The sequence below is a fragment of the Pseudomonas sp. NPDC085632 genome, from assembly GCF_044541255.1.
GTDB lineage: Bacteria > Pseudomonadota > Gammaproteobacteria > Pseudomonadales > Pseudomonadaceae > Aquipseudomonas.
Genome location: NZ_JBITSX010000008.1, coordinates 1 through 25,380 on the forward strand (window position 1 = coordinate 1; position 25,380 = coordinate 25,380).

Annotated in this window: 21 protein-coding genes and 1 pseudogene; 11 read left to right on the top strand and 11 right to left on the bottom strand. The window is 59.7% G+C overall.

Annotated elements, in window-relative coordinates:
* The 8 genes from ACIF4X_RS08705 to ACIF4X_RS08740 form a co-directional block, all read left to right on the top strand.
* On the top strand, window positions 1–196 hold a 196-nt coding region (locus ACIF4X_RS08705), incomplete at its 5' end, for a superoxide dismutase (protein ID WP_397481797.1).
* A gap of 342 nt (window positions 197–538) precedes the next feature.
* Window positions 539–2,590, top strand: coding sequence for a putative bifunctional diguanylate cyclase/phosphodiesterase (locus ACIF4X_RS08710; RefSeq protein ID WP_397481798.1), 2,052 nt, complete (start codon window positions 539–541; stop codon window positions 2,588–2,590).
* A 230-nt stretch (window positions 2,591–2,820) separates the two neighbouring features.
* The gene (locus tag ACIF4X_RS08715; protein ID WP_007918935.1) at window positions 2,821–4,167 is read left to right on the top strand and encodes an imelysin family protein; all 1,347 of its coding nucleotides are present in this window, start codon (window positions 2,821–2,823) and stop codon (window positions 4,165–4,167) included.
* 274 nt (window positions 4,168–4,441) lie between these two features.
* Window positions 4,442–5,869, top strand: a complete 1,428-nt coding sequence (locus ACIF4X_RS08720; RefSeq protein ID WP_397481799.1) for a di-heme oxidoredictase family protein — start codon at window positions 4,442–4,444, stop codon at window positions 5,867–5,869.
* 27 nt (window positions 5,870–5,896) lie between these two features.
* Window positions 5,897–6,961, top strand: a complete 1,065-nt coding sequence (locus tag ACIF4X_RS08725) for an imelysin family protein (protein WP_397481800.1) — start codon at window positions 5,897–5,899, stop codon at window positions 6,959–6,961.
* Window positions 6,962–6,975: 14 nt separating this feature from the next.
* Entirely contained in the window at window positions 6,976–8,076 is a 1,101-nt protein-coding gene (locus tag ACIF4X_RS08730) for a DUF1513 domain-containing protein (RefSeq protein ID WP_397481801.1), read from the top strand.
* A gap of 168 nt (window positions 8,077–8,244) precedes the next feature.
* On the top strand, window positions 8,245–9,393 hold the full coding sequence (locus tag ACIF4X_RS08735) for an efflux RND transporter periplasmic adaptor subunit (protein ID WP_397481802.1): 1,149 nt from the start codon (window positions 8,245–8,247) through the stop codon (window positions 9,391–9,393).
* A 13-nt stretch (window positions 9,394–9,406) separates the two neighbouring features.
* Complete coding sequence (locus ACIF4X_RS08740) at window positions 9,407–12,433, top strand: multidrug efflux RND transporter permease subunit (protein WP_397481803.1); 3,027 nt, start codon at window positions 9,407–9,409, stop codon at window positions 12,431–12,433.
* A 135-nt stretch (window positions 12,434–12,568) separates the two neighbouring features.
* On the opposite strand, the gene ACIF4X_RS08745 is transcribed toward ACIF4X_RS08740, so the two are convergent.
* The 5 genes from ACIF4X_RS08745 to colR all read right to left on the bottom strand — a co-directional run bounded on the left by ACIF4X_RS08745 (window position 12,569) and on the right by colR (window position 16,296).
* Window positions 12,569–12,796 carry a hypothetical protein gene (locus ACIF4X_RS08745; protein ID WP_034153490.1) on the bottom strand — a complete coding sequence of 76 codons (228 nt, stop codon included), beginning with the start codon at window positions 12,794–12,796 and terminating at the stop codon, window positions 12,569–12,571.
* A 2-nt stretch (window positions 12,797–12,798) separates the two neighbouring features.
* Entirely contained in the window at window positions 12,799–13,515 is a 717-nt protein-coding gene (locus ACIF4X_RS08750; RefSeq protein ID WP_397481804.1) for a lipopolysaccharide kinase InaA family protein, read from the bottom strand.
* 4 nt (window positions 13,516–13,519) lie between these two features.
* Window positions 13,520–14,188, bottom strand: coding sequence for a class I SAM-dependent methyltransferase (locus ACIF4X_RS08755; protein WP_397481805.1), 669 nt, complete (start codon window positions 14,186–14,188; stop codon window positions 13,520–13,522).
* Between the two features lie 162 nt (window positions 14,189–14,350).
* Window positions 14,351–15,625, bottom strand: coding sequence for a sensor histidine kinase (locus ACIF4X_RS08760; protein ID WP_397481806.1), 1,275 nt, complete (start codon window positions 15,623–15,625; stop codon window positions 14,351–14,353).
* The gene (gene colR, locus ACIF4X_RS08765) at window positions 15,625–16,296 is read right to left on the bottom strand and encodes a two-component system response regulator ColR (protein WP_095123294.1); all 672 of its coding nucleotides are present in this window, start codon (window positions 16,294–16,296) and stop codon (window positions 15,625–15,627) included. The genes ACIF4X_RS08760 and colR overlap by 1 nt, the downstream gene beginning before the upstream one ends.
* Before the next feature lie 220 nt (window positions 16,297–16,516).
* On the opposite strand from colR, the gene ACIF4X_RS08770 reads away from it, so the two are divergent.
* On the top strand, window positions 16,517–17,260 hold the full coding sequence (locus ACIF4X_RS08770) for a phosphatase PAP2 family protein (protein WP_397481807.1): 744 nt from the start codon (window positions 16,517–16,519) through the stop codon (window positions 17,258–17,260).
* Window positions 17,261–17,273: 13 nt separating this feature from the next.
* Here ACIF4X_RS08770 and ACIF4X_RS08775 read toward each other — a convergent pair.
* The 5 genes and pseudogenes from ACIF4X_RS08775 to ACIF4X_RS08795 form a co-directional block, all read right to left on the bottom strand.
* Window positions 17,274–17,396: pseudogene (locus ACIF4X_RS08775) on the bottom strand (metal ABC transporter ATP-binding protein); the annotation flags it as partial.
* A gap of 57 nt (window positions 17,397–17,453) precedes the next feature.
* Window positions 17,454–19,100 (bottom strand): chaperonin GroEL, encoded by a 1,647-nt coding sequence (gene groL, locus ACIF4X_RS08780; RefSeq protein WP_016986670.1) that lies wholly within the window; start codon window positions 19,098–19,100, stop codon window positions 17,454–17,456.
* Window positions 19,101–19,150: 50 nt separating this feature from the next.
* A complete protein-coding gene (locus tag ACIF4X_RS08785) occupies window positions 19,151–19,444 on the bottom strand; it encodes a co-chaperone GroES (protein ID WP_007916610.1) in 294 nt (97 codons plus the stop codon).
* A 260-nt stretch (window positions 19,445–19,704) separates the two neighbouring features.
* Complete coding sequence (locus ACIF4X_RS08790; protein ID WP_397481808.1) at window positions 19,705–20,181, bottom strand: FxsA family protein; 477 nt, start codon at window positions 20,179–20,181, stop codon at window positions 19,705–19,707.
* A gap of 65 nt (window positions 20,182–20,246) precedes the next feature.
* A complete protein-coding gene (locus tag ACIF4X_RS08795) occupies window positions 20,247–20,978 on the bottom strand; it encodes a HugZ family protein (RefSeq protein WP_397481809.1) in 732 nt (243 codons plus the stop codon).
* A gap of 164 nt (window positions 20,979–21,142) precedes the next feature.
* Here ACIF4X_RS08795 and ACIF4X_RS08800 point away from each other — a divergent pair, with 164 nt between their 5' ends.
* A complete protein-coding gene (locus ACIF4X_RS08800) occupies window positions 21,143–21,901 on the top strand; it encodes an SDR family oxidoreductase (protein WP_397481810.1) in 759 nt (252 codons plus the stop codon).
* A gap of 81 nt (window positions 21,902–21,982) precedes the next feature.
* Here the strand turns inward: ACIF4X_RS08800 and apbC are convergent, their stop codons facing one another.
* On the bottom strand, window positions 21,983–23,077 hold the full coding sequence (gene apbC, locus ACIF4X_RS08805; RefSeq protein ID WP_397481811.1) for an iron-sulfur cluster carrier protein ApbC: 1,095 nt from the start codon (window positions 23,075–23,077) through the stop codon (window positions 21,983–21,985).
* 155 nt (window positions 23,078–23,232) lie between these two features.
* Here apbC and metG point away from each other — a divergent pair, with 155 nt between their 5' ends.
* On the top strand, window positions 23,233–25,284 hold the full coding sequence (gene metG / locus ACIF4X_RS08810) for a methionine--tRNA ligase (protein WP_397481812.1): 2,052 nt from the start codon (window positions 23,233–23,235) through the stop codon (window positions 25,282–25,284).
* Window positions 25,285–25,380 lie beyond the last annotated feature (96 nt).

Here is a 25,380-nt window from a genome sequence, read left to right on the forward strand (position 1 = left end):
GGCCCTGGCCAGCACCATCGGCGCCGGCAACCCGCTGACCAGCGGCGACACCCCGCTGCTGACCTGCGACGTCTGGGAACACGCTTACTACATCGACTACCGCAACGTTCGTCCGAAGTATGTCGAAGCGTTCTGGAACCTGGTCAACTGGAAGTTCGTTGCTGAGCAGTTCGAAGGCAAAACCTTCACCGCTTAAGCTGCGCGCCAGTCAAAAAACCCGGCTTTTGCCGGGTTTTTTTATGGGCGTTCGATGATCGTTCCCACGCTCCTGCGTGGGAACGATCAAGCGGTCTGCCGCTGCTTGCCGCCATGCCACAGCGGGCTAACATCAAAAAGAGGAAAAAATGCGGCGAACCGCTCAAGTTGAGGGCCGAAACTACCGACACAGTACAAATAGGGCTAATACTCCAGACAGCAGCATTTCGGCCAAGGCCACGGGCAAATTATCCCCGGTCTGATTGTCCCTTTGACTGCAAACACGGGATTGCCAATACTCATGGCAACTTGACGCTACCCGCACGGAACAAGGAATAAACCTTTGAAGCTGGAACTCAAGAACAGCTTGTCGGTGAAGTTGCTCCGGGTCGTGCTCCTGTCGGCATTGATCGTCGGCGTAGTCTTGAGCTGCGCGCAGATCGTTTTCGATGCCTACAAAACCCGTCAGGCCGTTGCCGGCGATGCCCAACGCATCCTCGACATGTTCCGCGACCCGTCGACCCAGGCCGTTTACAGCCTGGACCGGGAGATGGGCATGCAGGTGATCGAAGGCCTGTTCCAGGACGATGCCGTACGTCAGGCATCCATTGGCCATCCCAACGAAGCCATGCTCGCGCAGAAATCCCGCGACCTGCAGCAGTCCAACAGCCGCTGGCTGACCGACCTGATCCTCGGCCAGGAACGCACCTTCACCACCCAACTGGTGGGGCGTGGGCCGTACAGCGAGTATTACGGTGACCTGAGCATCACCCTCGACACCGCCACCTATGGCGAAGGGTTTATTGTCAGTTCGGTGATCATTTTCATTTCCGGCGTGCTGCGCGCACTGGCCATGGGTCTGGTGCTGTATCTGGTTTATCACTGGCTGCTGACCAAGCCGCTGTCGCGGATCATCGAACACCTCACCGAGATCAACCCGGATCGTCCCAGCGAGCACAAGATCCCACAGCTCAAGGGCCACGAGAAAAACGAACTGGGGATCTGGATCAACACTGCCAATCAGTTGCTCGAGTCGATCGAACGCAACACCCATCTGCGCCACGAAGCGGAAAACAGTCTGTTGCGCATGGCCCAATACGACTTCCTCACTGGCCTGCCGAATCGCCAGCAATTGCAGCAACAACTGGACAAGATTCTCGTCGACGCCGGCAAGCTGCAACGCCGGGTGGCGGTGTTGTGCGTGGGGCTGGATGACTTCAAAGGCATCAACGAACAATTCAGCTACCAGACCGGCGACCAATTGCTGCTGGCCCTGGCCGATCGTCTGCGTGCTCACAGCGGCCGCCTCGGCGCCCTCGCCCGCTTGGGTGGCGACCAGTTTGCACTGGTACAGGCCGACATCGAACAACCTTACGAAGCAGCGGAACTGGCGCAAAGCATCCTTGATGATCTGGAAGCAGCGTTCGCCCTCGACCATCAGGAAATCCGCCTGCGCGCGACCATCGGCATCACCCTGTTCCCGGAGGACGGTGACAGCACCGAGAAGCTGTTGCAGAAAGCCGAGCAGACCATGACCCTGGCCAAGACCCGTTCACGCAACCGCTATCAGTTCTACATCGCCAGCGTCGACAGCGAGATGCGTCGTCGTCGCGAACTGGAAAAAGACCTGCGTGATGCGCTGTTGCGCGATCAGTTCTACCTCGTCTATCAGCCGCAGATCAGCTATCGCGATCACCGCGTGGTCGGCGTCGAAGCACTGATTCGCTGGCAGCATCCGGAACACGGTCTGGTGCCGCCGGACCTGTTCATTCCGCTGGCCGAGCAGAACGGCACGATCATCGCCATTGGCGAATGGGTACTGGATCAGGCCTGCAAGCAATTACGCGAATGGCACGATATGGGTTTCGCCGACCTGCGCATGGCGGTCAACCTGTCAACGGTGCAGCTGCACCACGCCGAATTGCCGCGCGTGGTCAACAACCTGTTGCAGATGTACCGCCTGCCGCCGCGCAGCCTGGAACTGGAAGTCACCGAAACCGGCCTGATGGAAGACATCAGCACCGCCGCGCAACATTTGCTCAGCCTGCGCCGCTCCGGCGCGTTGATCGCCATCGACGACTTCGGCACCGGCTATTCATCGCTGAGCTATCTGAAAAGTCTGCCGCTGGACAAGATCAAGATCGACAAGAGCTTCGTTCAGGATCTGCTCGATGACGACGACGACGCGACCATCGTTCGCGCGATCATTCAACTGGGCAAGAGCCTCGGCATGCAGGTGATTGCCGAGGGCGTGGAAACCGCCGAGCAGGAAAGCTACATCATCTCCGAAGGCTGCCACGAAGGTCAGGGTTACCACTACAGCAAGCCGCTGCCGGCCCGGGAACTGGGCGCCTATCTCAAACAGGCGCAACGCACTAACGCGGCCATTCTCTAGAAGATCAAAAGATCGCAGCCTGCGGCAGCTCCTACATGAATCGCATTCCCCTGTAGGAGCTGTCGAGTGCAACGAGGCTGCGATCTTTTGATCTGTGCCATCACGCCGACGTAAATAAGAAATATTTCCAGCCACAACCCTTTACACATAATGCGAAAGATTTGCATTATGTCGCAGTTTTGCGCACCCCCAGCGCGAGTCCACTCAACTATCGAAGCAGGATGTTCGCCATGATTCGTATGCCTCTGGCTACCGCCAGTCTGCTGGCCATCGCTATTTCCCTCGCCGGTTGCGGCGAAGGCAAAGACAAGGCTGCCGCACCGGCCGCACCGACTCCAGCCGCCAGCACCACCGCACCTGCGGCTGCGCCTGCCGCTGCCGGTAAAGTCGATGAAGCCGCCGCCAAGGCTGTGGTTGCGCACTACGCCGACATGGTCTTCGCCGTTTACAGCGATGCCGAATCCACCGCGAAAACCCTGCAAACTGCGGTCGACGCTTTCCTCGCCAAGCCGAACGCCGACACCCTGAAAGCCGCCAAGGCTGCCTGGGTCGCCGCGCGCGTTCCGTACCTGCAGAGCGAAGTGTTCCGCTTCGGCAACACCATCATTGACGACTGGGAAGGTCAGGTTAACGCCTGGCCTCTGGACGAAGGTCTGATCGACTACGTCGACAAATCCTACGAGCACGCATTGGGTAACCCGGGTGCCACCGCCAACATCATCGCCAACACCGAAGTTCAGGTCGGCGAAGACAAGGTCGACGTCAAAGACATCACCCCGGAAAAACTCGCCAGCCTCAACGAGCTGGGCGGTTCCGAAGCCAACGTCGCTACCGGCTACCACGCGATTGAATTCCTGCTCTGGGGCCAGGACCTCAACGGCACCGGCCCTGGCGCTGGCAACCGTCCTGCCTCCGACTACCTGGAAGGCGCCGGCGCCACTGGCGGTCACAACGATCGTCGTCGTGCCTACCTGAAATCCGTGACCCAACTGCTGGTCAGCGACCTCGAAGAAATGGTCGGCAACTGGAAGCCGAACGTGGCTGACAACTACCGCGCCACCCTGGAAGCCGAGCCGGGCGAAACCGGTCTGCGCAAAATGCTCTTCGGCATGGGCAGCCTGTCGCTGGGCGAACTGGCGGGCGAGCGCATGAAGGTGTCCCTGGAAGCCAACTCCCCTGAAGACGAGCAGGATTGCTTCAGCGACAACACGCACAACTCGCACTTCTACGATGCCAAAGGCATTCGTAACGTTTACCTGGGCGAGTACACCCGTGTTGACGGCACCAAGATGACCGGCGCCAGCCTGTCGTCGCTGGTGGCCAAGGCTGATCCGGCTGCCGACACCGCGCTGAAAGCCGATCTGGCTGCCACTGAAGCCAAGATCCAGGTCATGGTCGATCACGCCAACAAGGGTGAGCACTACGACCAGTTGATCGCGGCCGGCAACACCGCTGGTAACCAGATCGTTCGCGACGCCATCGCTTCCCTGGTCAAGCAGACCGGTTCGATCGAAGCCGCTGCCGGCAAACTGGGCATCAGCGACCTGAACCCGGACAACGCTGATCACGAATTCTGATCAACCGCGTCTGCGTCAAAAGAGGCGACCTTCGGGTCGCCTTTTTCATACCTGCACTACACAACCCACTGTAGGAGCTGCCGAAGGCTGCGATCTTTTGACTTTGCTTCTAAAAAGACAGATCAAAAGATCGCAGCCTTCGGCAGCTCCTACAGGGGTTTTGCATTGCTCTTCAGATTTGCGTTGTATCAAGCAAACGATAATTCCTCTTATTCAAACCCCCTCGCCCTGTTAGACTTTGCGCCTTTATTTTTGCCCGCCCGCAGGATGTCTGATGCCCTCGCTGCCTCTTCGCTTGTCTGCACTGTTGCTGGCCCTGGGCCTGAGTGCCTGCGATGACGCCCCGCGTTTCACCAAGGCCGAGCCCGGTGAAGCCCGTTCGGGCGGTGCAGCGACCGTGCGCAAGACCGATCAGAATGCGTTCTCCCTGCCTTCGGCGAATCTGCCGCCGTCGCGGCGGGTGGATTTCAGTGTCGGCAACAGTTTCTTTCGCAGCCCGTGGGTGATCGCGCCGTCGACCACCACCGCGCGCGATGGCCTCGGCCCGTTGTTCAATACCAACGCCTGCCAGAACTGCCACATCAAGGACGGTCGCGGTCACCCGCCAACCCCGGATGCGGCCAACGCGGTGTCGATGCTGGTCAGGCTGTCGATTCCCGATGCGCCGGAATATACCCGGCTCATTGAGCAAGTCGGCGTGGTGCCGGAGCCGGTCTACGGCGGCCAGTTCCAGGACATGGCGGTGCCCGGTGTCGCGCCGGAAGGCAAAGTGCGCGTCGACTACACGCCAGTGCCCGTGCGATTCAGGGACGGCACCGAAGTCGAGTTGCGCAAACCCGTCTTGCAGATCACGCAACTGGGCTACGGCCCGATGCACCCGGACACACGTTTTTCCGCACGGGTCGCGCCGCCGATGATTGGCCTTGGCCTGCTCGAAGCGATCCCCGAAGATGCCATCCTCGCTAACGCCGCCGCACAGACCAAAGCGAACAACGGCGTCAATGGCCGCCCCAATCAGGTCTGGGATGACGCGTTGCAGAAGACCGTCATGGGCAGATTTGGCTGGAAAGCCGGGCAACCGAACCTCAATCAACAGAATGTCCACGCGTTTTCGGGTGATATGGGCCTCACCACCAGCCTGAGACCTTTCGATGATTGCACCGACGCGCAAACCGCCTGCAAACAGGCACCGAACGGTAATGGCCCGGACGGCGAGCCGGAAGTCAGCGATAACATCCTGCGTCTGGTGCTGTTTTACAGCCGCAACCTCGCCGTGCCTGCACGCCGTGGTGTCAACGATGCCGAAGTGCTGGCCGGCAAGAACCTGTTTTTCCAGGCCGGCTGCGATTCGTGCCACACCCCGAAATACACCACCGCCGCCAACGCCGCCGAACCTGAACTGGCCAATCAGGTGATTCGCCCGTACAGCGATCTGCTGCTGCATGACATGGGCGACGGTCTGGCCGACAACCGCACGGAATTTCAAGCCTCCGGCCGCGACTGGCGCACGCCGCCGTTGTGGGGGATTGGCCTGACGCAAGCGGTCAGTGGCCACACCCAGTTTTTGCATGACGGTCGCGCGCGCAATCTGCTCGAGGCCGTGCTCTGGCATGGCGGCGAAGCGAAAGCGGCGCAGCAACAGGTTTTGTCTTTCAATGCCGAGCAGCGTGCCGCGCTGCTGGCGTTTTTGAACTCACTTTAAACACTGATAAAGAATCGGGAGCCCGACATGTTCCGTCCCAAGCTACTGTTCACCAGCCTTGCCGCGCTCGCCCTCGGCGCCTGCTCGCCGCAGGATCCGCAAGCGGTCACCTCGGCGGCCATCGCCAAATCGGTGATCCTGCCGACCTACACCCGTTGGGTCGAAGCCGACAAGCAACTGGCGGTCAGCGCCCTCGCCTACTGTCAGGGCAAGGAGACTCTGGAGACCGCCCGCGCCGACTTCCTCCACGCACAGAACGCCTGGGCCGAGCTGCAGCCGCTGCTGATCGGCCCGCTGGCCGAAGGCAACCGTTCGTGGCAGGTGCAGTTCTGGCCGGACAAGAAGAACCTCGTCGGCCGTCAGGTCGAGCAGTTGGTCGTCGCGCAGCCGCAGATCGATGCCGCCGCACTGGCCAAATCCAGCGTCGTGGTGCAAGGCCTGTCGGCCTACGAATACATCCTCTTTGACGCCAAGCCTGACGTGGCCAACGCCGAGCAGAAAGCCAAGTATTGCCCGCTGCTGATCGCCATCGGCGAGCGTCAGAAGCAACTGGCTGAAGAGATTCTGCAGAACTGGAACAACACCGACGGCATGCTCGCGCAGATGACCAAGTTCCCCAACCAGCGCTATGCCGACTCCCACGAAGCGATCGCCGATCTGTTGCGTGTGCAAGTCACCGCGCTGGACACCCTGAAGAAAAAACTCGGCACGCCGATGGGCCGTCAGAGCAAAGGCGTGCCACAGCCGTTCCAGGCCGATGCCTGGCGCAGCCAGTCCTCGCTGACCGCACTGGAAGCCAGCCTCGCCGCGGCGAAAACCGTGTGGGAAGGCGTCGACAACAAAGGCCTGCGCGGTTTGTTGCCGGCTGAGCAAAAGCCTTTGGCCGACAAGATCGATGCCGCCTACGCCGCTTCGCTGAAACTGTTCGACAGTACCCAGCGTTCGCTCGGCGAGATGCTTGAAGACGACGCCGGTCGCCAGCAACTGAACGACATCTACGACAGCCTCAACGTCGTCCATCGCCTGCACGAAGGCGAACTGGCCAAGGCGCTGGGCATCCAACTGGGCTTCAACGCCAACGACGGTGACTGATGAGGGCAACTGCCATGCTGCGACGTCAGGTTCTGACTTTAGGTAGTGCACTGCTGGGAGCAGTGACGCTGGGCGGCTGGACGCTGTTCAAACGCAAGGATCAGAGCCCGCTGCTGCTGTCGGCGCGCGACGACACCGACGGCAAGCATTACGCCGTCGGCTATCGGCTGAATGGCACGCGCGTATTCGCCACCGAAGTCGGCCAGCGTTGCCACGACATCATCAATCACCCGACGCAGCCGATTGCGCTGTTCGTCGCCCGTCGTCCAGGTACCGAGAGTTACCTGATCGACCTGCGCGACGGTCAGTTGCTGCAGACGGTGACCTCGCAGCCGAACCGGCACTTCTACGGGCACGCCGTGGTGCACAAGGACGGCGAATACCTGTACGCCACCGAGAACGACACCCGCGATCCTGGCCGAGGTCTGCTCGGCGTGTACAGGTTCGAAGGTGAGCGGCTGGTGCACAGCGGTGAGATTTCCACCCACGGTCTCGGCCCGCATCAGGTGTCGTGGATGCCCGACGGCGAAACGCTGGTGGTGGCCAACGGCGGGATTCGTACCGAGGCGGAAAGCCGCGTCGACATGAACCTCAACGCCATGGAGCCGAGCCTGGTGCTGATGCAGCGCGACGGTACGCTGCTGAGCAAGGAAACCCTCGCCCAGCAGATGAACAGCGTGCGCCATCTGGGTATCGCCAGCGACGGCACCATCGTCGCCGGTCAGCAGTTCATGGGCGCCTCGCACGAGCGCTCGGAGTTGCTGGCGATCAAGCGTCCGGGGCAGCCGTTCGTGGCGTTCCCGGTGCCGGAGCATCAGTTGCAGTCGATGGGGCATTACACCGCCAGTGTGGCGGTGCACAGCGATCTGCGTCTGGTTGCCCTGACGGCGCCGCGTGGCAACCGCTTCTTTATCTGGGATCTGGACAGCGGCGAAGTGCGCCTCGATGCGCCCTTGCCCGATTGCGCCGGTGTCGGTGCGGTGCAGGACGGTTTCGTTGTGACGTCCGGCCAAGGCCGTTGCCGCTACTACGATTGCCGTCAGGATGAGCTGCTGGCCAAGCCGCTGGAATTGCCGGCAGGGCTCTGGGACAACCATCTACACCTGATGGCCTGAACCCACCGCAAAAGATCGCAGCCTGCGGCAGCTCCTACATTGGAATGCAATCCCCTGTAGGAGCTGCCGCAGGCTGCGATCTTTTGCTGTGCAGGCAGTTGGATTCCCTGCCTGTCTCGGAGTAATGTTCGCGCCTGTCTCACCTGATTTATCCAAGGAACTGGAAATATGCTGCGTCGCCGCATGCTGATCATGTTGGGTGTTGTTTTGCTGATCGTCCTGGTGCTGGGCGGTTACAAAGCCTTTTCGATCTACACGATGATCCAGGGCTTTTCCAAGCCGAAACCGCCGATCAGCGTCGCCGTGGCCAACGCCACCGAGCAACCGTGGCAGATGCGCTTGCCCACCGTCGGCTCTCTCAAGGCGCTGCAAGGGGTCGAGCTGAGCCTGGAAGTGGCCGGCACCGTCACCGAACTCAAGTTTGAATCCGGACAGAAGGTCAAGGCCGGGCAACCGTTGCTGCAACTCGACAGCGCCGTCGAAACCGCCCTGCTGGAAACCGCCAAAGCCGACCTCGGTCTGGCGCAACTGGATTTCGGCCGTGGCGCGCAACTGGTCGACAGCCGCGCGATCTCCAAAGGTGAATACGACCGTCTCTCCGCCGTGCTGCAAAAGAACAAGGCTACGGTCAATCAGCTCAACGCCTCGCTGGCGAAAAAACGCATTCTCGCGCCGTTCAGCGGCACCATCGGCATCCGTCAGGTCGACATCGGCGACTACCTCGCCAGCGGCACCAAAATCGCTACGTTGCAGGATTTGAGCAGCCTCTACGCCGACTTCTACCTGCCCGAACAATCGGTGCCGAAACTGGCGATCGGTCAACCGGTGCAAATCACGGTTGGCGCCTATCCCAAGCAAAACTTCGCCGGCAAGATCAGCGCGATCAACCCGATCGTCGAAAGCACTACGCGCAATATTCTGGTTCGCGCCACCCTGGCCAACCCGGACGGCAAATTGCTGCCGGGCATGTTCGCCAGCCTTGAAGTGCTGCTACCCGATCCGCAGAAACACATCGTCGTGCCGGAGAGCGCAATCACCTACACCCTCTACGGCAACTCGATCTACGTGGTCGGGCAGAAGAAAGCCGAGGACGGCAACGTCGAAAAAGACGACAAGGGCCAACCGGTACTGATCGCCGAGCGCCGCTTCATCGAAACCGGTGAACGCCGCGATGGCCTGGTGATGATCAACAAGGGCGTGCAGAGCGGCGAACAAGTGGTGACGGCTGGCCAGATCAAACTGGACAACGGCGCACACATCGCCATCAGCGACGACAAGACCCTCGGCGAGCAGAACAGTCCGCCCCGCGCCGACTGATCAAGGAATCCCCATGGCTTTTACTGATCCGTTCATCCGCCGCCCGGTGCTCGCCACTGTGGTCAGCCTGTTGATTGTGTTGCTGGGCTTTCAGGCCTGGAGCAAGTTGCCGCTGCGCCAATACCCGCAAATGGAAAACGCCCTGATCACGGTAACCACCGCTTACCCTGGGGCCAACGCCGAAACCATTCAGGGCTACATCACCCAGCCGATGCAGCAGAGTCTGGCCAGCGCCGAGGGCATCGACTACATGACCTCGGTCAGCCGGCAGAACTTCTCGGTGATTTCGATCTACGCGCGCATCGGCTCCAACACCGACCGCTTGTTCACCGAGTTGCTGGCCAAGGCCAACGAGGTCAAAAACAAGCTGCCGCAGGACGCCGAAGACCCGGTGCTGAGCAAGGAATCCGCCGACGCTTCGGCACTGATGTACATCAGTTTCTTCAGCAAGGATCTGAGCAACCCGCAGATCACCGACTACCTGTCACGGGTGATCCAGCCGAAACTGGCAACGTTGCCGGGCATGGCCGAAGCGGAGATTCTCGGCAATCAGGTGTTCGCCATGCGCCTGTGGCTCGACCCGGTGAAACTCGCCGGTTTCGGCCTCAGCGCCAGCGATGTGACCAACGCCGTGCGCCAGTACAACTTCCTCTCCGCCGCCGGCGAAGTGAAAGGCGAGTACGTGGTCACCAGCATCAACGCCAACACCGAGCTGAAATCCGCCGAGGCGTTTGCGGCCATTCCGCTCAAGGTCAGTGGCGACAGCCGGGTGCTGCTCAGCGATGTCGCGCGGGTGGAAATGGGCGCGGAAAACTACGATTCGATCAGTTCCTTCGGTGGCACGCCGTCGGTGTACATCGGCATCAAGGCCACGCCAGGCGCCAACCCGCTGGACGTGATCAAGGAAGTGCGCAAGCTGATGCCGGAGCTGGAAGCACAACTGCCACCGAACCTGAAAAGCGAGATCGCCTACGACGCCACGCTGTTTATTCAGGCCTCGATCGATGAAGTGGTGAAAACCCTGTTCGAAGCGGTGCTGATCGTCATCGTCGTGGTGTTCCTGTTCCTCGGCGCGTTGCGTTCGGTAGTGATCCCGGTGGTGACCATTCCACTGTCGATGATCGGCGTGATGTTCTTCATGCAGATGATGGGCTACTCGATGAACCTGCTGACGCTGCTGGCGATGGTGCTGGCCATCGGTCTGGTGGTCGACGACGCGATTGTCGTGGTGGAGAACATCCACCGGCACATCGAGGAAGGCAAGACGCCGTTTGATGCGGCACTGGAAGGCGCGCGGGAAATCGCCATGCCGGTGGTGTCGATGACCATCACCCTGGCGGCGGTGTACGCGCCGATCGGTTTTCTCACCGGGCTGACCGGGGCGTTGTTCAAGGAATTTGCGCTGACCCTCGCCGGTGCGGTGGTGATTTCAGGGATCGTCGCCCTGACCCTGTCGCCGATGATGTGCGCGTTTTTGCTGCGTCACGAAGAAAACCCCAGCGGCCTGGCGCACCGCCTCGACCGTATCTTCGACGGCCTCAAGCGCCGCTATCAGAGCATGCTGCACGGCACGCTGAACACGCGGCCGGTGGTGCTGGTGTTCGCGGTGATCGTGTTGTGCCTGATCCCGGTGTTCCTCAAGTTCACCAAGTCGGAACTGGCCCCGGACGAGGATCAGGGCATCATTTTCATGATGGCCACTGCGCCGCAGCCAACCAACCTTGATTACCTGAGCACCTACACCGACGAATTCATCAAGATCTTCAAGGAATTCCCGGAGTACTACTCGTCGTTCCAGATCAACGGCTACAACGGCGTGCAGGCGGGCATCGGCGGTTTCCTGCTCAAGCCGTGGAACGAGCGCAGCCGCACGCAGATGCAAATCCTCCCGGAAGTGCAGGGCAAGCTCGAAGGCATTCCGGGCCTGCAGATTTTCGGTTTCAACCTGCCCTCCCTGCCCGGCACCGGCGAAGGTCTGCCGTTCGAGTTCGTGGTCAACACCGCCAACGACTACGAGTTGCTGCTGCAAGTCGCCGACCGGATCAAGAAGCGCGCAATGGAGTCGGGCAAGTTCGCCTTCGTCGACCTCGATCTGGCGTTCGACAAACCTGAAGTGGTTGTCGATATCGACCGCGCCAAAGCGGCGCAGATGGGCGTGTCGATGCAGGATCTCGGTGGCACCCTCGCCACCCTGCTGGGCGAGGCGGAAATCAACCGGTTCACCATCGAAGGCCGCAGCTACAAGGTGATTGCTCAGGTTGAACGGCCGTACCGCGACAACCCTGACTGGCTGAACAATTACTACGTGAAGAACACCCAGGGTGAGTTGCTGCCACTGTCGACGCTGATCAAGGTCAGCGACCGCGCACGACCGCGTCAGCTCAACCAGTTCCAGCAGCTCAACGCGGCGAAGATTTCCGGTTTTCCGTTGGTCAGCATGGGCGAAGCCATCGACACGGTATTGCAGATTGCCCGCGAAGAAGCGCCGGCCGGGTTTGCCTTTGACTACGGCGGCGCCTCACGCCAGTTCGTCCAGGAAGGCAGCGCGTTGTGGGTGACGTTTGCGTTGGCGCTGGCGATTATCTTTCTGGTGCTGGCGGCGCAGTTCGAGAGCTTCCGCGATCCGCTGGTGATTCTGGTGACGGTGCCGTTGTCGATCTGCGGGGCGTTGATTCCGTTGTTCCTCGGCTGGTCGAGCATGAACATCTACACCCAGGTCGGGTTGGTGACGCTGATCGGGCTGATCAGCAAGCACGGCATCCTGATCGTCGAATTCGCCAACCAGTTGCGCAAGGACAAAGGCCTGACGGCGCGTGAAGCCGTTGAGGAAGCGGCAGCGATTCGCTTGCGGCCTGTATTGATGACCACGGCGGCGATGGTGTTTGGCATGGTGCCGCTGATTCTGGCCACGGGTGCGGGTGCGGTGAGCCGTTTTGATATCGGCATGGTGATTGCCACGGGGATGTCGATTGGCACGTTGTTTACGCTGTTCGTCCTGCCATGCGTTTACACCCTGCTGGCGAAACCTGATAAGCCTTGAAAGCAAAAGATCGCAGCCTTCGGCAGCTCCTGCACCGATCCATGCAGGAGCTGCCGAAGGCTGCGATCTTTTGATCTTGCGGGCATAAAAAAAGGCCTCGCAACTGCGAGGCCTTTTATGCTGGCTTCAATCGATTCAACTCTGCGGCCTCATCCCTTGAGAAAGTCCGAACATGAACAACAACAGATCATGATCGGGTTTGGTCGCCACGGAGGCTTTTGCCACCCGTGGGACTGCGCAGTGGGCGTCGTCTACGGACGCGCCAACCACCTGCATGCGGGGCTGCTCCCAGGCAGCTACCGCCAATGACGCAACTGCCAAGGCTCCAACCAAAAACAAACCTCGTGCAATTTCTAGTTTCATCGCTATAAACCTTTGATAGCGCTGCCAAACGCCGTCTCATAAAAGTAGACGAGTTTTTTCCAGTCCGCGTCGCGGAACGACGAATGGCGGCGCAATTGCTTCATGTCATGGGAGGCAGCGCGATAGGCGGTCAGACGCTGGCGGCATTTCTCCAGATCGATCAAGGCAACCTCGACCTTGGCCGACTCGCCTTCGCCCGTCACGCGCACAAACACGTGTTTGATGTAGATGCAGCTGTGCTGCCAACGGCCCTTGTGCATGCGCGCCAGGTTTTCGGCGAGGTCCTTGAGCACACGCTCATAAACCCCGTCGCCACACTGATCGCGACCGCCGGCAGCCGCCAGCCAGTGTTCCAGTTCCTGGAAACCGTCCAGGGACTTGGTGACCAGCAGTGCACGCCACATATGTTGAGGGTCTGGCTGGGCACCGCAGAAAACGATCTCCGGCACGCGCACGCCGAGTTTGCTCACGCCGGTCAGCGCGTCGAGTTCACGCAGAACAGTAGGACGGCCAAAAGGGTGCAACCAACTGCGATAGATATGACCGGTCTGGCGCTTGGCATACAGCAGTTGTCCATCGCGCCCCACGACCCTTTGCACGCCACTTTCCCCGCCGCGTCGAACATTGGGTTCTTCCACCCACTCGCCGCGCTGGTTCCAGTAAAAGTCAAAGCGATCTTGCGGAGCGACATCCGTTTCTGCTGCAAATTGCACTGCCATCCTGTTACCTCTTGCGTAATACGTAAACCCGCCACATGGCGTAGAGCGGAATAAAATCCAGTTGTTCCTGAATCCGAAAACCTGCGTCCTCGAATTCCTTTTCCACCGTAGCGGCCGGTAACACAAAGCGATTCTGATACTCGCGTTTGTCACGGTTGCGCTCGGCTCGCTGGCGTTTCCAGGCTTTGAAATTGCCATCAACCCACAGCGAAACGATCACACTGTCGCGGGTGACGCGCTCGAACTCGCGCAAAATCGCCCGGCGATGCTCGGCTTCACCGATGTGGTGGAGCAGACGCATGCAGAAAATGCTGTCGACGGCATTGTCAGGCAAGGCAATGTCGAAGGCAGATGTGTGCAAGGGTTGTACCCGTTTCACCACATCGGCCGGTTGCGACTGCATGGCCGTCTTGATCATCGACTCGGAATTGTCCGCGCCGATAATCACCCGGTTGGCCTTTTCGCCCAACAAGGGCCAGAAACGCCCGGCACCACAAGGCAGATCCAGCACCAGTCCCGGTTCACCCACCGACGCCAGCGCCTTGCGGGCCATCTGTTCGTCACGCCAGTGGGAGAGACGACGTCCGAGGCTTTCTTTGTGCTTGCGCAGGTATTTCTGCGCATGTTGATCGTCGTACTTCTCGGAAAAATCGAGTTTGATCGGACCGGCCATCACCTGGACTCCTGAATTGCTGATGTCACCACCTTAAGGAGCGGCGTGTCAGCGTCAGGTCATCCGTTTGTGAAAAAAATGTCCGGTAAACAGACAAATTATTACAGCGTTATACAGGATTTAGACAGGAAGGAGGGAGTAGCATCGAGCCACCCCCGTGCGTCAGATTTTGCCCAGATCCACTTCGAAGCGGCAGCCATTGGGCTCCATCGTGCTCAAGCTGACAGTCCAGCCCTGGTTCTCGCAGATCCGCTGAACCAGCGACAATCCCAACCCGAGGCCTTCGCCACGCTTTTCGCTGCCACGCACGAAAGGCTCGAACATGGCTTCGCGTTTTTCCTCCGGAATGCCGACACCGGAGTCTTCCACCACAAAGCCGCTGGCAGTGAGTGTCAGGCGAATGAAACCGCTTTCGGTGTAATGCAGCGCGTTGCGCAACAGGTTGCCCATCACGGCATTCAACAGGGTGGCGTTGTAGCGAATGTCGGATGGATTGCCCGGTTCGAAGATCAGTTTCAGGCCCTTGCTCTCGATCGGCCCGCGCCACAGACACAACAGGCCTTCGGCGACTTGCGAGAGATTTTGCTGAAGCGCCATGCCGGCATCTTCATGCTGGGCGCGCGCCAACATCAGGAAGGTTTGCACCAATTCGCGCATTTCTTCACTGGCGCGGGCAATTCGCTCGACCTGTGAACGACCACGCTGGTCAATCCCCGGGTTTTCCAGCAGCAATTCACAGGAACTGGCCAACACCATAAGCGGCGTGCGCAATTCATGGCTGACGTCGCTGGTGAACAAACGTTCGCGTGTCAGCGCCTGACGCAAACGCCCCAATGTGGCATCGAACGCCACCGCCAGCTCGCCGACTTCGTCTGCCGCGTAATCCGGCGCCAACGGCGGCGCCAACCCGAGTAACTGGTCACGGTGACGCACCTGCCGGGCCAATCGCACCACCGGCGCCATCACCTTGCGCGCCAGTACCCAGCCGAGAAATACCGCCAAGGCCAAACTGAGCACGAAACCTACCAGGACCACGGCAAACAGCACGCGCTCGCGCTCTTCAAAATCGCTTTGATCCTGCAGCAACACGTAACGCCGACCGTCGACGATCTCGACCATCGCGTGATACGACAGTTGCTCGCGGAACACTTCATGGAAACCCGAATCGAGGTGACGCAGGTCCTTGGGCAGCTCGAAATCGCCCGGTCCGCCGCTGAAATAGAACAATTGATCCGGCTCCGGACGGTGGCTCCAGTCCGAAACGTTGTCCATCAGCAGCAAACGCTGCAAATCACCGCCCAGCCCTGCCGAAATCAGCTTTTCTTCGACAAGGTGCACAGTCGCGACGATGCCCATGGCAAAGGCACCGGCGACCAGGGCACTCATCAAGGCAAAGGCGATGATGATCCGCTGGGAAAGGCTTTGCTTAAACTCCATTAGACATCGGCCAACCGGTAACCCACGCCGTGCACGGTGTGCAGCAATGGTTTGGTGAACGGTTTGTCGATCACCTGACGCAGTTGGTGAACATGACTGCGCAGGCTGTCGCTGTCCGGGCAATCATCGCCCCACAGCGCTTCTTCGAGAATTTCCCGACGCAGGACATGTGGGCTCTTCTGCATCAACACCGCCAGCAGCTTGAGGCCGACCGGGTTGAGTTTCAGCAGTTTGCCGTCGCGGGTCACTTCCAGCGTGTCGAGGTCGTAGCTCAGATCGGCGACCTGCAGCGCCCGACGGCCCCCCCCCTGAGCGCGGCGCATCACCGCTTCGACCCGCGCAGCCAACTCGGACAAGGCAAATGGCTTGATCAGGTAATCGTCGGCCCCGGACTTGAAGCCCTGCAAGCGGTCGTCGAGCTGGTCGCGGGCAGTGAGCATGATCACCGGCGTGTCCCGACGAGCGTCTTCGCGCAGGCGTTTGCACAGGGTATAGCCGTCGATGCCGGGCAACATGATGTCGAGCACGATCAGGTCGTAATGCTCGGTGGCCGCCAGATGCAGGCCTGACAGACCGTCCTGGGCGCAATCGACGGTATAGCCCTTGAGACCCAGGTAATCGGCCAGATTGGCCAGGATATCGCGGTTGTCTTCGACCAATAGAATTCGCATGGGCACTCCTCCGTACACAGTAACGGCCGTCATGGCCCGCGCAGCTTACGGCCAAGTGTGGCTCACGGCTAGGCGTGCGTTGGGTTGTTGCGCGAGAAAAACGTTCATTGTTCCAGCCAACGTTTTTTTCACTTTCGATTAACAAATCAACGACGCATAGACGCGCAGACTCCGCGCGGTTGCGCTCCTCAGATCCTACTTACCGACCAAGGAATTGCCCATGGCGTCGACTTCTGCCCGCCCCGTTTCCAGACCGCTGAACTTCTGGCTTTGCCTGGGAATACCCACCGTCGCGGCAATCATTCTGGTGTTGCTCGAACTGACCGATCTGGACATGGATCTGGCCAGACTGTTCTATGACCCCGTTGCCGGCGATTTTATCGGGCGGCACAGCTATTTCCTCGAAGACATCCTGCACGACCGGGCCAAACAGGTGGTCATCGCTTTCTCGGTGTTTGCCATCCTCGGTTTCATCGGGGCGTTTTTCGTCGACAGACTTAAACCGTTCAAACGTGAGCTGGGCTGCCTGGTGCTGTCGCTGGGCCTGGCGACCTCGTTCGTCACCCCGGTGAAAGCCGTGACTGCCGTGCAGTGCCCGTGGAGCCTGGAGCAATTCGGCGGGCATGAAACCTACAGCAAACTGATGGAACATCGTCCACAGACCAACAAGCCCGGCCGTTGCTGGCCCGGTGGCCATGCGGCGACGGGGTTCACCTTGTTTGCGTTGTTCTTTGTCCTGCGGGATCGTCGTCCGCGTCTGGCGCGTCAGGCCTTTATCTTCGCCTTTGCCTTGGGTTCGGTGTTTTCGATCAGCCGGATGATGCAGGGTGCACACTTCTTCTCGCATAACGTGTGGACGGCGATTTTCTGCTGGCTGATTTGTCTGGGGTCGTATTACTGGGTGCTGTATCGCCCGGCGGTGAAAGCCGAGGCCGTGGTCAGGGCACAACCGGTCAGCGCCTGAAATATAGATCTCATTGTGGGAGCGAGCCTGCTCGCGAATGCGGTGTGTCATTCAACATTAATGTTGGCTGATCCGGCGCCTTCGCGAGCAGGCTCGCTCCCACAGGGGATTGGTGTACCGCTGAAATACGGGCGATAAAAAACCCCGCTGACTTTCGCCAGCGGGGTTTTTGCGTTACGGGGGTAAGGCTGGCTTACATCATGCCGCCCATGCCACCCATGCCGCCCATGTCTGGCATACCGCCGCCAGCGCCGCCGTCTTTCTTCGGCGCGTCAGCTACAGCTGCTTCGGTGGTCAGGATCAGACCGCCGATCGACGATGCCGCTTGCAGAGCGGAACGGGTGACCTTGGTTGGGTCCAGGATGCCCATTTCGATCATGTCGCCGTATTCGCCAGTTGCAGCGTTGTAACCGAAGTTACCTTTGCCGTTCTTGACTTCGTTGACCACAACACTTGGCTCGTCGCCGCTGTTGGCAGCGATCTGACGCAGCGGAGCTTCAACAGCGCGGCGCAGAACAGCGATACCGACGTCCTGATCAGCGTTGTCGCCTTTCAGGTCGTTCAGGGTTTGCAGAGCACGGATCAGCGCAACGCCACCGCCAGGTACCACGCCTTCTTCAACGGCTGCACGAGTTGCGTGCAGGGCGTCTTCAACGCGGGCCTTCTTCTCTTTCATTTCTACTTCGGAACCAGCGCCAACCTTGATCACTGCAACGCCGCCGGACAGCTTGGCCAGACGCTCTTGCAGTTTTTCACGGTCATAGTCCGAGGAAGTTTCAGCAGCCTGAGCACGGATCTGAGTGATACGCGCCTGGATGTCAGCTTCAACGCCAGCACCGTCAACGATGATGGTGTTTTCCTTGGAGATGGTCACACGCTTGGCGCTACCGAGGTTTTCCAGGGTAGCGGCTTCCAGGCTCAGACCGATCTCTTCGGAGATTACGGTACCGCCGGTCAGAACAGCGATGTCCTGCAGCATGGCCTTGCGACGGTCGCCGAAGCCAGGCGCCTTGACGGCTGCGACTTTGACGATGCCACGCATGTTGTTCACAACCAGCGTCGCCAGGGCTTCGCCTTCAACGTCTTCGGAAACGATCAGCAGTGGACGGCCGGCTTTGGCAACGGCTTCCAGTACTGGCAGCATTTCGCGGATGTTCGAGATCTTTTTGTCGACCAGCAGGATCAGCGGGCTGTCCAGCTCGGCAACCATGGTCTCTGGCTTGTTGACGAAGTACGGGGACAGGTAGCCACGGTCGAACTGCATGCCTTCAACAACCGACAGTTCGTTTTCCAGGCCAGTGCCTTCTTCAACGGTGATCACGCCTTCTTTACCGACTTTTTCCATGGCTTCGGCAATGATGTCGCCGATGGAGCTGTCGGAGTTGGCGGAGATGGTGCCTACCTGAGCGATTGCCTTGGTGTCAGCGCATGGCTTGGACAGGTTCTTCAGCTCTTTGACGATAGCGATGGTCGCTTTGTCGATACCGCGCTTCAGGTCCATCGGGTTCATGCCGGCAGCGACGGCTTTCAGGCCTTCGTTGACGATCGACTGAGCCAGAACGGTAGCGGTAGTCGTACCGTCACCAGCGTCATCGTTGGCACGGGAGGCAACGTCTTTGACCAGCTGCGCGCCCATGTTTTCGAAACGGTCTTCGAGTTCGATTTCTTTGGCGACGGAAACGCCGTCCTTGGTGATGGTCGGAGCGCCGAAGCTCTTCTCGATGATCACGTTACGGCCTTTCGGGCCCAGGGTCGCTTTTACTGCGTCAGCCAGGACGTTGACGCCCTTGAGCATTTTTTTACGGGCGGAATCGCCAAACAGAACTTCTTTAGCAGCCATGATCGATATTCCTTAAATACTTTGTAGTAGCGGGAAAATGAACGGGGGTATCAGCCTTCGATAACAGCGAGGATTTCGTTCTCGCTCATTACCAACAGGTCTTCGCCGTCGACTTTCACAGTGTTGCTGCCGGAGTAAGGACCGAACACAACCTTGTCGCCTTCCTTCACGGACAGTGCGCGCACTTCGCCGTTTTCCAGAGCTTTGCCCGGGCCTACAGCGAGAATCACACCGTGGTTGGCTTTTTCAGCAGCCGAACCTGGCAGGACGATACCGCCAGCGGTTTTCTTTTCTTCTTCGCTGCGACGGATAACGACGCGGTCATGCAGAGGACGAAGCTTCATTGTCGATCTCTCCTAATTGTGGTTTTCATCGGCCGGTGTATTCCCGGCGGGTTTAACAAATCCGGCCTTCGCCGGTTGCGCCTCGTCGAGCGAGACGCGGAAGACTGACTGGCGCAAATGCCAGAAACCTTTCGGTGACCGATACATAAGGGCGCATAAGCTTATTACAAGGGCGAAGCTAAAATTTTTTCACCGATATGTTGCACAAAAGCAGCCCATAAACGAACACGGCACCCGAAGGTGCCGTGTCAATGCAGATGTTACTTGGAGTCGCGATGTTCGAACTCGCCTTCGATCACATCACCCTCGCGCCCCAGAGGCTGACGCGGTGCAGGACCACCACGGGGTTGCAGGTCGTCGGCGAACGCACGCTGGCGCATGGCCTGTTCTTCGGCGCGCTGACGCATTTTGTTCGCCAGCAGTCGACGGCTGATTGGCAGCAGCATGACCAGACCGACCACATCACTGATGAAGCCCGGCAGGATCAACAGGCCACCGGCCAGCGCCAGCATCAGGCCTTCAAGCATGGTTTGCGCGGGCAGTTCGCCGCGGTTCAGGCTTTCACGGGCACGCAATGCCGTGGCCAGTCCGGCGACGCGCAGCACGAACACACCGAACATCGAGCCGACAATGATCAGCAGCAGGGCCGGGAAAAACCCGATAGCCCCTGCCACTTTGACGAATACGAACAGCTCCAGCACTGGAAACAGCAGAAAGAGCAACAGAAAAGGGCGCATCAAAGTTTCCTCAACGCAAGAAATGCCTTGCAGTAAGCCTTAGATGACGTCGCCCTTTCGTGAATTCAAGCATCGGCCACTGCATTTTTTCCCCAGACCTCGGCATGAGCCAATGAAACCAGCGCTTCGCGCACTTGTGTCGGCGTATTACAAGGTGCAGGGAACGGCAGCCAATACAGCGCCTGACCGATGCGCAGGTGCATGCCTTCGGTGTCGATCCCGGCCAGTTGCGCCGGCGCGGATTTCGGCAGGCCGGCGAGGTCAACGTAATGCGCGATGGCTTTGGCGTGGTCACTGTTCATGTGCTCGACCATGCTGATCTCGGCCTTGCCGGCGAACGGATTGGCCAGGGTCAGTTGATCGACCCAGTGAATCGCGCCGAAACCGCCGATGTAGCGATGACGCACCGGGGTCAGCACCCAGAAATCGAAATCGTGGGCCTTGTGGTAGTTCTGCGAATCCGGGAAATAGCGGTAGTAACGCTCGGCGGCGGCTTCGATGGCTGCTGCGTCTTCGAGCTTTTGCGCTTCGGCCAGATAGGTCAGGCGACCCACCGCTTGCACATCATCGGCTTCGCGCTCACCCACCAGCAGCGAGCATTTCGGGTCTTTTTGCAGGTTGTGGGTGTGCTGGGCGATGCGGCTGATCAGGATCAGCGGCCGACCCTGCTCGTCCAGGCAGTACGGCACCACGGAGCCAAAGGGAAAACCGGGCATCGATTTGGAGTGGGTCGACAACACTCCACGGTATTCCTTGAGAAGCAATTCTCGGGCATTCTTCGCCACTTCAACGCTCAATTTATGACTCCTTAAATAGAATCCGTCGAAAAAACGGACGGGCGCCTGGGATCAAGTCCCCGTCACGCCAGCGGGCAATTCTCATGTGCAACCCTGCCACGGCCGGGGCAGATCGAGAATCGCTGAAAACAAAAACTACTCAGACCTGCTATCGGGGCATGCGAATGCAACTCAACGACAAAGTAATCATTATCACGGGCGGTTGCCAGGGTTTGGGCCGTTCGATGGCCGAGTATTTCGCCGGCAAAGGCGCGAAGCTCGCCCTGGTCGACCTCAATCAGGAAAAACTCGACGACGCGGTCGCGGCTTGCAAGGCCAAAGGCGTCGAGGCTCGCAGCTATCTGTGCAACGTGGCCAATGAAGAGCAGGTCGAGCACATGGTCGCTCAGGTCGCCGCCGATTTCGGTGCGATCCACGGCCTGATCAACAACGCCGGGATCCTCCGTGATGGCCTGCTGCTCAAGGTCAAGGACGGCGAAATGACCAAGATGAGCCTGGCACAGTGGCAGGCCGTCATCGACGTCAACCTGACCGGCGTGTTCCTCTGCACCCGTGAAGTGGCGGCGAAAATGGTCGAACTGAAGACCAGCGGCGCGATCATCAACATCTCGTCGATCTCGCGGGCCGGTAACGTTGGCCAGACCAACTATTCGGCGGCCAAGGCCGGTGTTGCTGCAGCGACGGTGACCTGGGCCAAAGAGCTGGCACGTTATGGCATTCGCGTGGCGGGCATTGCGCCGGGCTTCATCGAAACCGAGATGACCCTGGGCATGAAACCGGAAGCGCTGGAGAAGATGTCCTCGGGGATCCCGCTCAAGCGCATGGGCAAGCCGGAAGAGATTGCGCACTCGGCGGCGTATATCTTCGAGAACGACTACTATACCGGTCGGATTCTGGAAATGGATGGCGGTTTGCGTATCTGAAGCAAGATCAAAAGATCGCAGCCTGCGGCAGCTCCTACATGGGATTTCTGTAGGAGCTGCCGCAGGCTGCGATCTTTTCGGTTAATCGTCGCTGATGGTGATGTTCGGCATCGCCGGGGTTGCCGCTTCCTGCAACACGATCCGCGCGCCGACATGGCGGGCCAGTTCCTGATAGACCATGGCAATCTGGCTGTCCGGCTCGGCGATCACCGTTGGCTTGCCGCCGTCGGCCTGTTCGCGGATCAGCATCGACAATGGCAGCGAAGCCAGCAGCTCTACGCCGTACTGGGTCGCCAGTTTTTCACCACCGCCCTCACCGAACAGATGCTCGGCATGCCCGCAGTTCGAGCAGATGTGCACGGCCATGTTTTCTACCACGCCCAGCACCGGAATGTTGACCTTGCGGAACATTTCCACGCCTTTGCGTGCGTCCAGCAGTGCCAGATCCTGTGGCGTGGTGACGATCACCGCCCCGGCCACCGGGACTTTCTGCGCCAGGGTCAGCTGAATGTCGCCAGTGCCGGGCGGCATGTCGATGACCAGATAATCCAGATCACCCCACGCGGTTTGCGTGACCAGTTGCAGCAGTGCGCCGGAGACCATCGGCCCACGCCAGACCATCGGCGTGTTGTCGTCGGTCAGAAAGGCCATCGACATGACTTCGACACCGTGCGCCTTGAGCGGCACGAACCACTTCTGATCCTTGACCTCCGGGCGGGTGCGCTCGGGAATGCCGAACATGATGCCTTGGCTCGGGCCGTAGATATCAGCATCGAGAATCCCGACCTTGGCGCCTTCACGTGCCAGTGCCAGCGCGAGGTTGGCGGCGGTGGTCGACTTGCCCACGCCACCCTTGCCGGACGCCACGGCGACCACGTTCTTGACGTTGGCCAGCCCGGGAATCTGCGCCTGAGCCTTGTGCGCGGCGATGACACTGTTCACTTCAACCTTGGCGATCACCACACCGTCGAGGTTTTCGATGGCCAGTTGCAGCATTTGCGCCCAGCCGCTCTTGAACAGACCGGCGGCGTAACCGATTTCCAGCTGCACGTTGACGCGGTCACCGACGATCTCGATGTGCTTCACGCAACCGGCGCTGACCGGATCCTGGTTCAGGTAAGGGTCGGTGTATTGGCTGAGGACGGCTTCCACCGCTGCGCGAGTGACGGCGCTCATGGGCAACTCCGATAACAAGACTGGGAAAAGATGGCGGGTATCCTACCCCTTCTATCCTCCGGACGGCACGCCCGGCAACGATTTGCAGGGGTGAAATATCTTGCCCGGCGCTTTATAGTGGCCGACCTCCGTTTCATCAAGTAGCGAAGCCCCACATGTCCGAACCACGCAAGATCCTCGTCACCAGCGCCCTGCCCTACGCCAACGGTTCGATTCACCTTGGCCATATGCTGGAATATATCCAGACCGATATGTGGGTGCGCTTCCAGAAGCATCGCGGCAATCAATGCATTTATGTCTGCGCCGACGACGCCCACGGTTCGGCGATCATGCTGCGCGCGGAAAAGGAAGGCATCACCCCGGAACAACTGATCGCCAACGTGCAGGCTGAACACAGCGCCGACTTTGCCGAGTTCCTCGTTGATTTCGATAACTTCCACTCCACTCACGCCGAAGAAAACCGTGAGCTGTCGAGCCAGATCTACCTCAAGCTGCGTGACGCCGGGCACATCGCCCAACGCTCGATCACCCAGTATTTCGACCCGGACAAGAAAATGTTCCTGGCCGACCGTTTCATCAAGGGCACCTGCCCGAAATGCGGCACTGAAGACCAGTACGGCGACAACTGCGAAAAATGCGGTGCGACTTACGCCCCGACCGACCTGAAGGATCCGAAGTCGGCAATCTCTGGCGCCACCCCGGTGCTCAAGGATTCCCAGCACTTCTTCTTCAAACTGCCAGACTTCCAGCAAATGCTGCAGACCTGGACCCGCAGCGGCACCCTGCAGGACGCTGTCGCCAACAAGATCGCCGAATGGCTGGACGCCGGCCTGCAACAGTGGGACATCTCCCGCGATGCGCCGTACTTCGGTTTCGAGATTCCGGGCGAGCCGGGCAAGTATTTCTACGTGTGGCTGGACGCGCCGATCGGCTACATGGCCAGCTTCAAGAACCTTTGCGACCGTACGCCGGAGCTGGATTTCGACGCATTCTGGGCCAAGGATTCCACCGCCGAGCTGTACCACTTCATCGGCAAGGACATCGTCAATTTCCACGCGCTGTTCTGGCCAGCGATGCTTGAAGGCGCGGGCTACCGCAAGCCGACCGGCATCAACGTGCACGGCTACCTGACCGTCAATGGCCAGAAAATGTCCAAGTCGCGCGGCACCTTCATCAAGGCGCGCACCTACCTGGATCACCTGTCGCCGGAATACCTGCGCTACTACTACGCGGCCAAGCTGGGCCGTGGCGTCGATGACCTCGACCTGAACCTCGAAGACTTCGTGCAGAAGGTCAACTCCGACCTGGTCGGCAAAGTGGTCAACATCGCCAGCCGTTGCGCCGGCTTCATCCAGAAAGGCAACGGCGGCCTGCTGGTCGACACCAATGCCGCGCCAGAGCTGACCGAGGCCTTCCTCGCCGCCGCGCCGAGTATTGCCGACGCCTATGAAGCCCGCGACTTCGCCCGCGCCATGCGTGAAACCATGGCCCTGGCCGACCGTGCCAATGCGTGGATCGCCGACAAGGCGCCATGGTCGCTGAACAAGCAGGAAGGCAAGCAGGATGAAGTCCAGGCGATCTGCGCCACCGCCATCAACCTGTTCCGCCAACTGGTGATCTTCCTCAAACCGGTACTGCCGTTACTGGCCGCCGATGCCGAAGCGTTCCTCAACGTCGCCCCGCTGACCTGGAACGACCACACCACGCTGCTGGCCAACCACCAGTTGAACGAATTCAAACCGTTGATGACCCGCATCGACCCGGTAAAGGTGCAAGCCATGAGCGACGCCTCGAAAGAAGACCTGACCGCCAGCCAGACCGACACCGGCGCAGTCGCCCCGGCCGGCAATGGCGAGCTGGCCAAGGACCCGCTGTCGCCGGAAATCGACTTCGACGCTTTTGCCGCCATCGACCTGCGCGTCGCGCTGATCGTCAAGGCTGAACACGTGGAAGGCGCCGACAAGCTGCTGCGCCTGACCCTCGACATCGGTGACGAGCAACGCAACGTGTTTTCAGGCATCAAGAGCGCTTATCCGGATCCGTCCAAGCTCGACGGTCGCCTGACCATGATGATCGCCAACCTCAAGCCACGGAAAATGAAGTTCGGTATCTCTGAAGGCATGGTGATGGCGGCTGGCCCTGGCGGTGAAGAGATTTACCTGCTCAGCCCGGACAGCGGCGCCAAGCCAGGTCAACGCATCAAGTAACACTCGGCGGCAAATCGATCCCACAGGCGTGCCACGCATGCCTGTGGGATTTTTCATATCTGGCCGGATAATGCCTAACCTTAAGAGACACCCGCC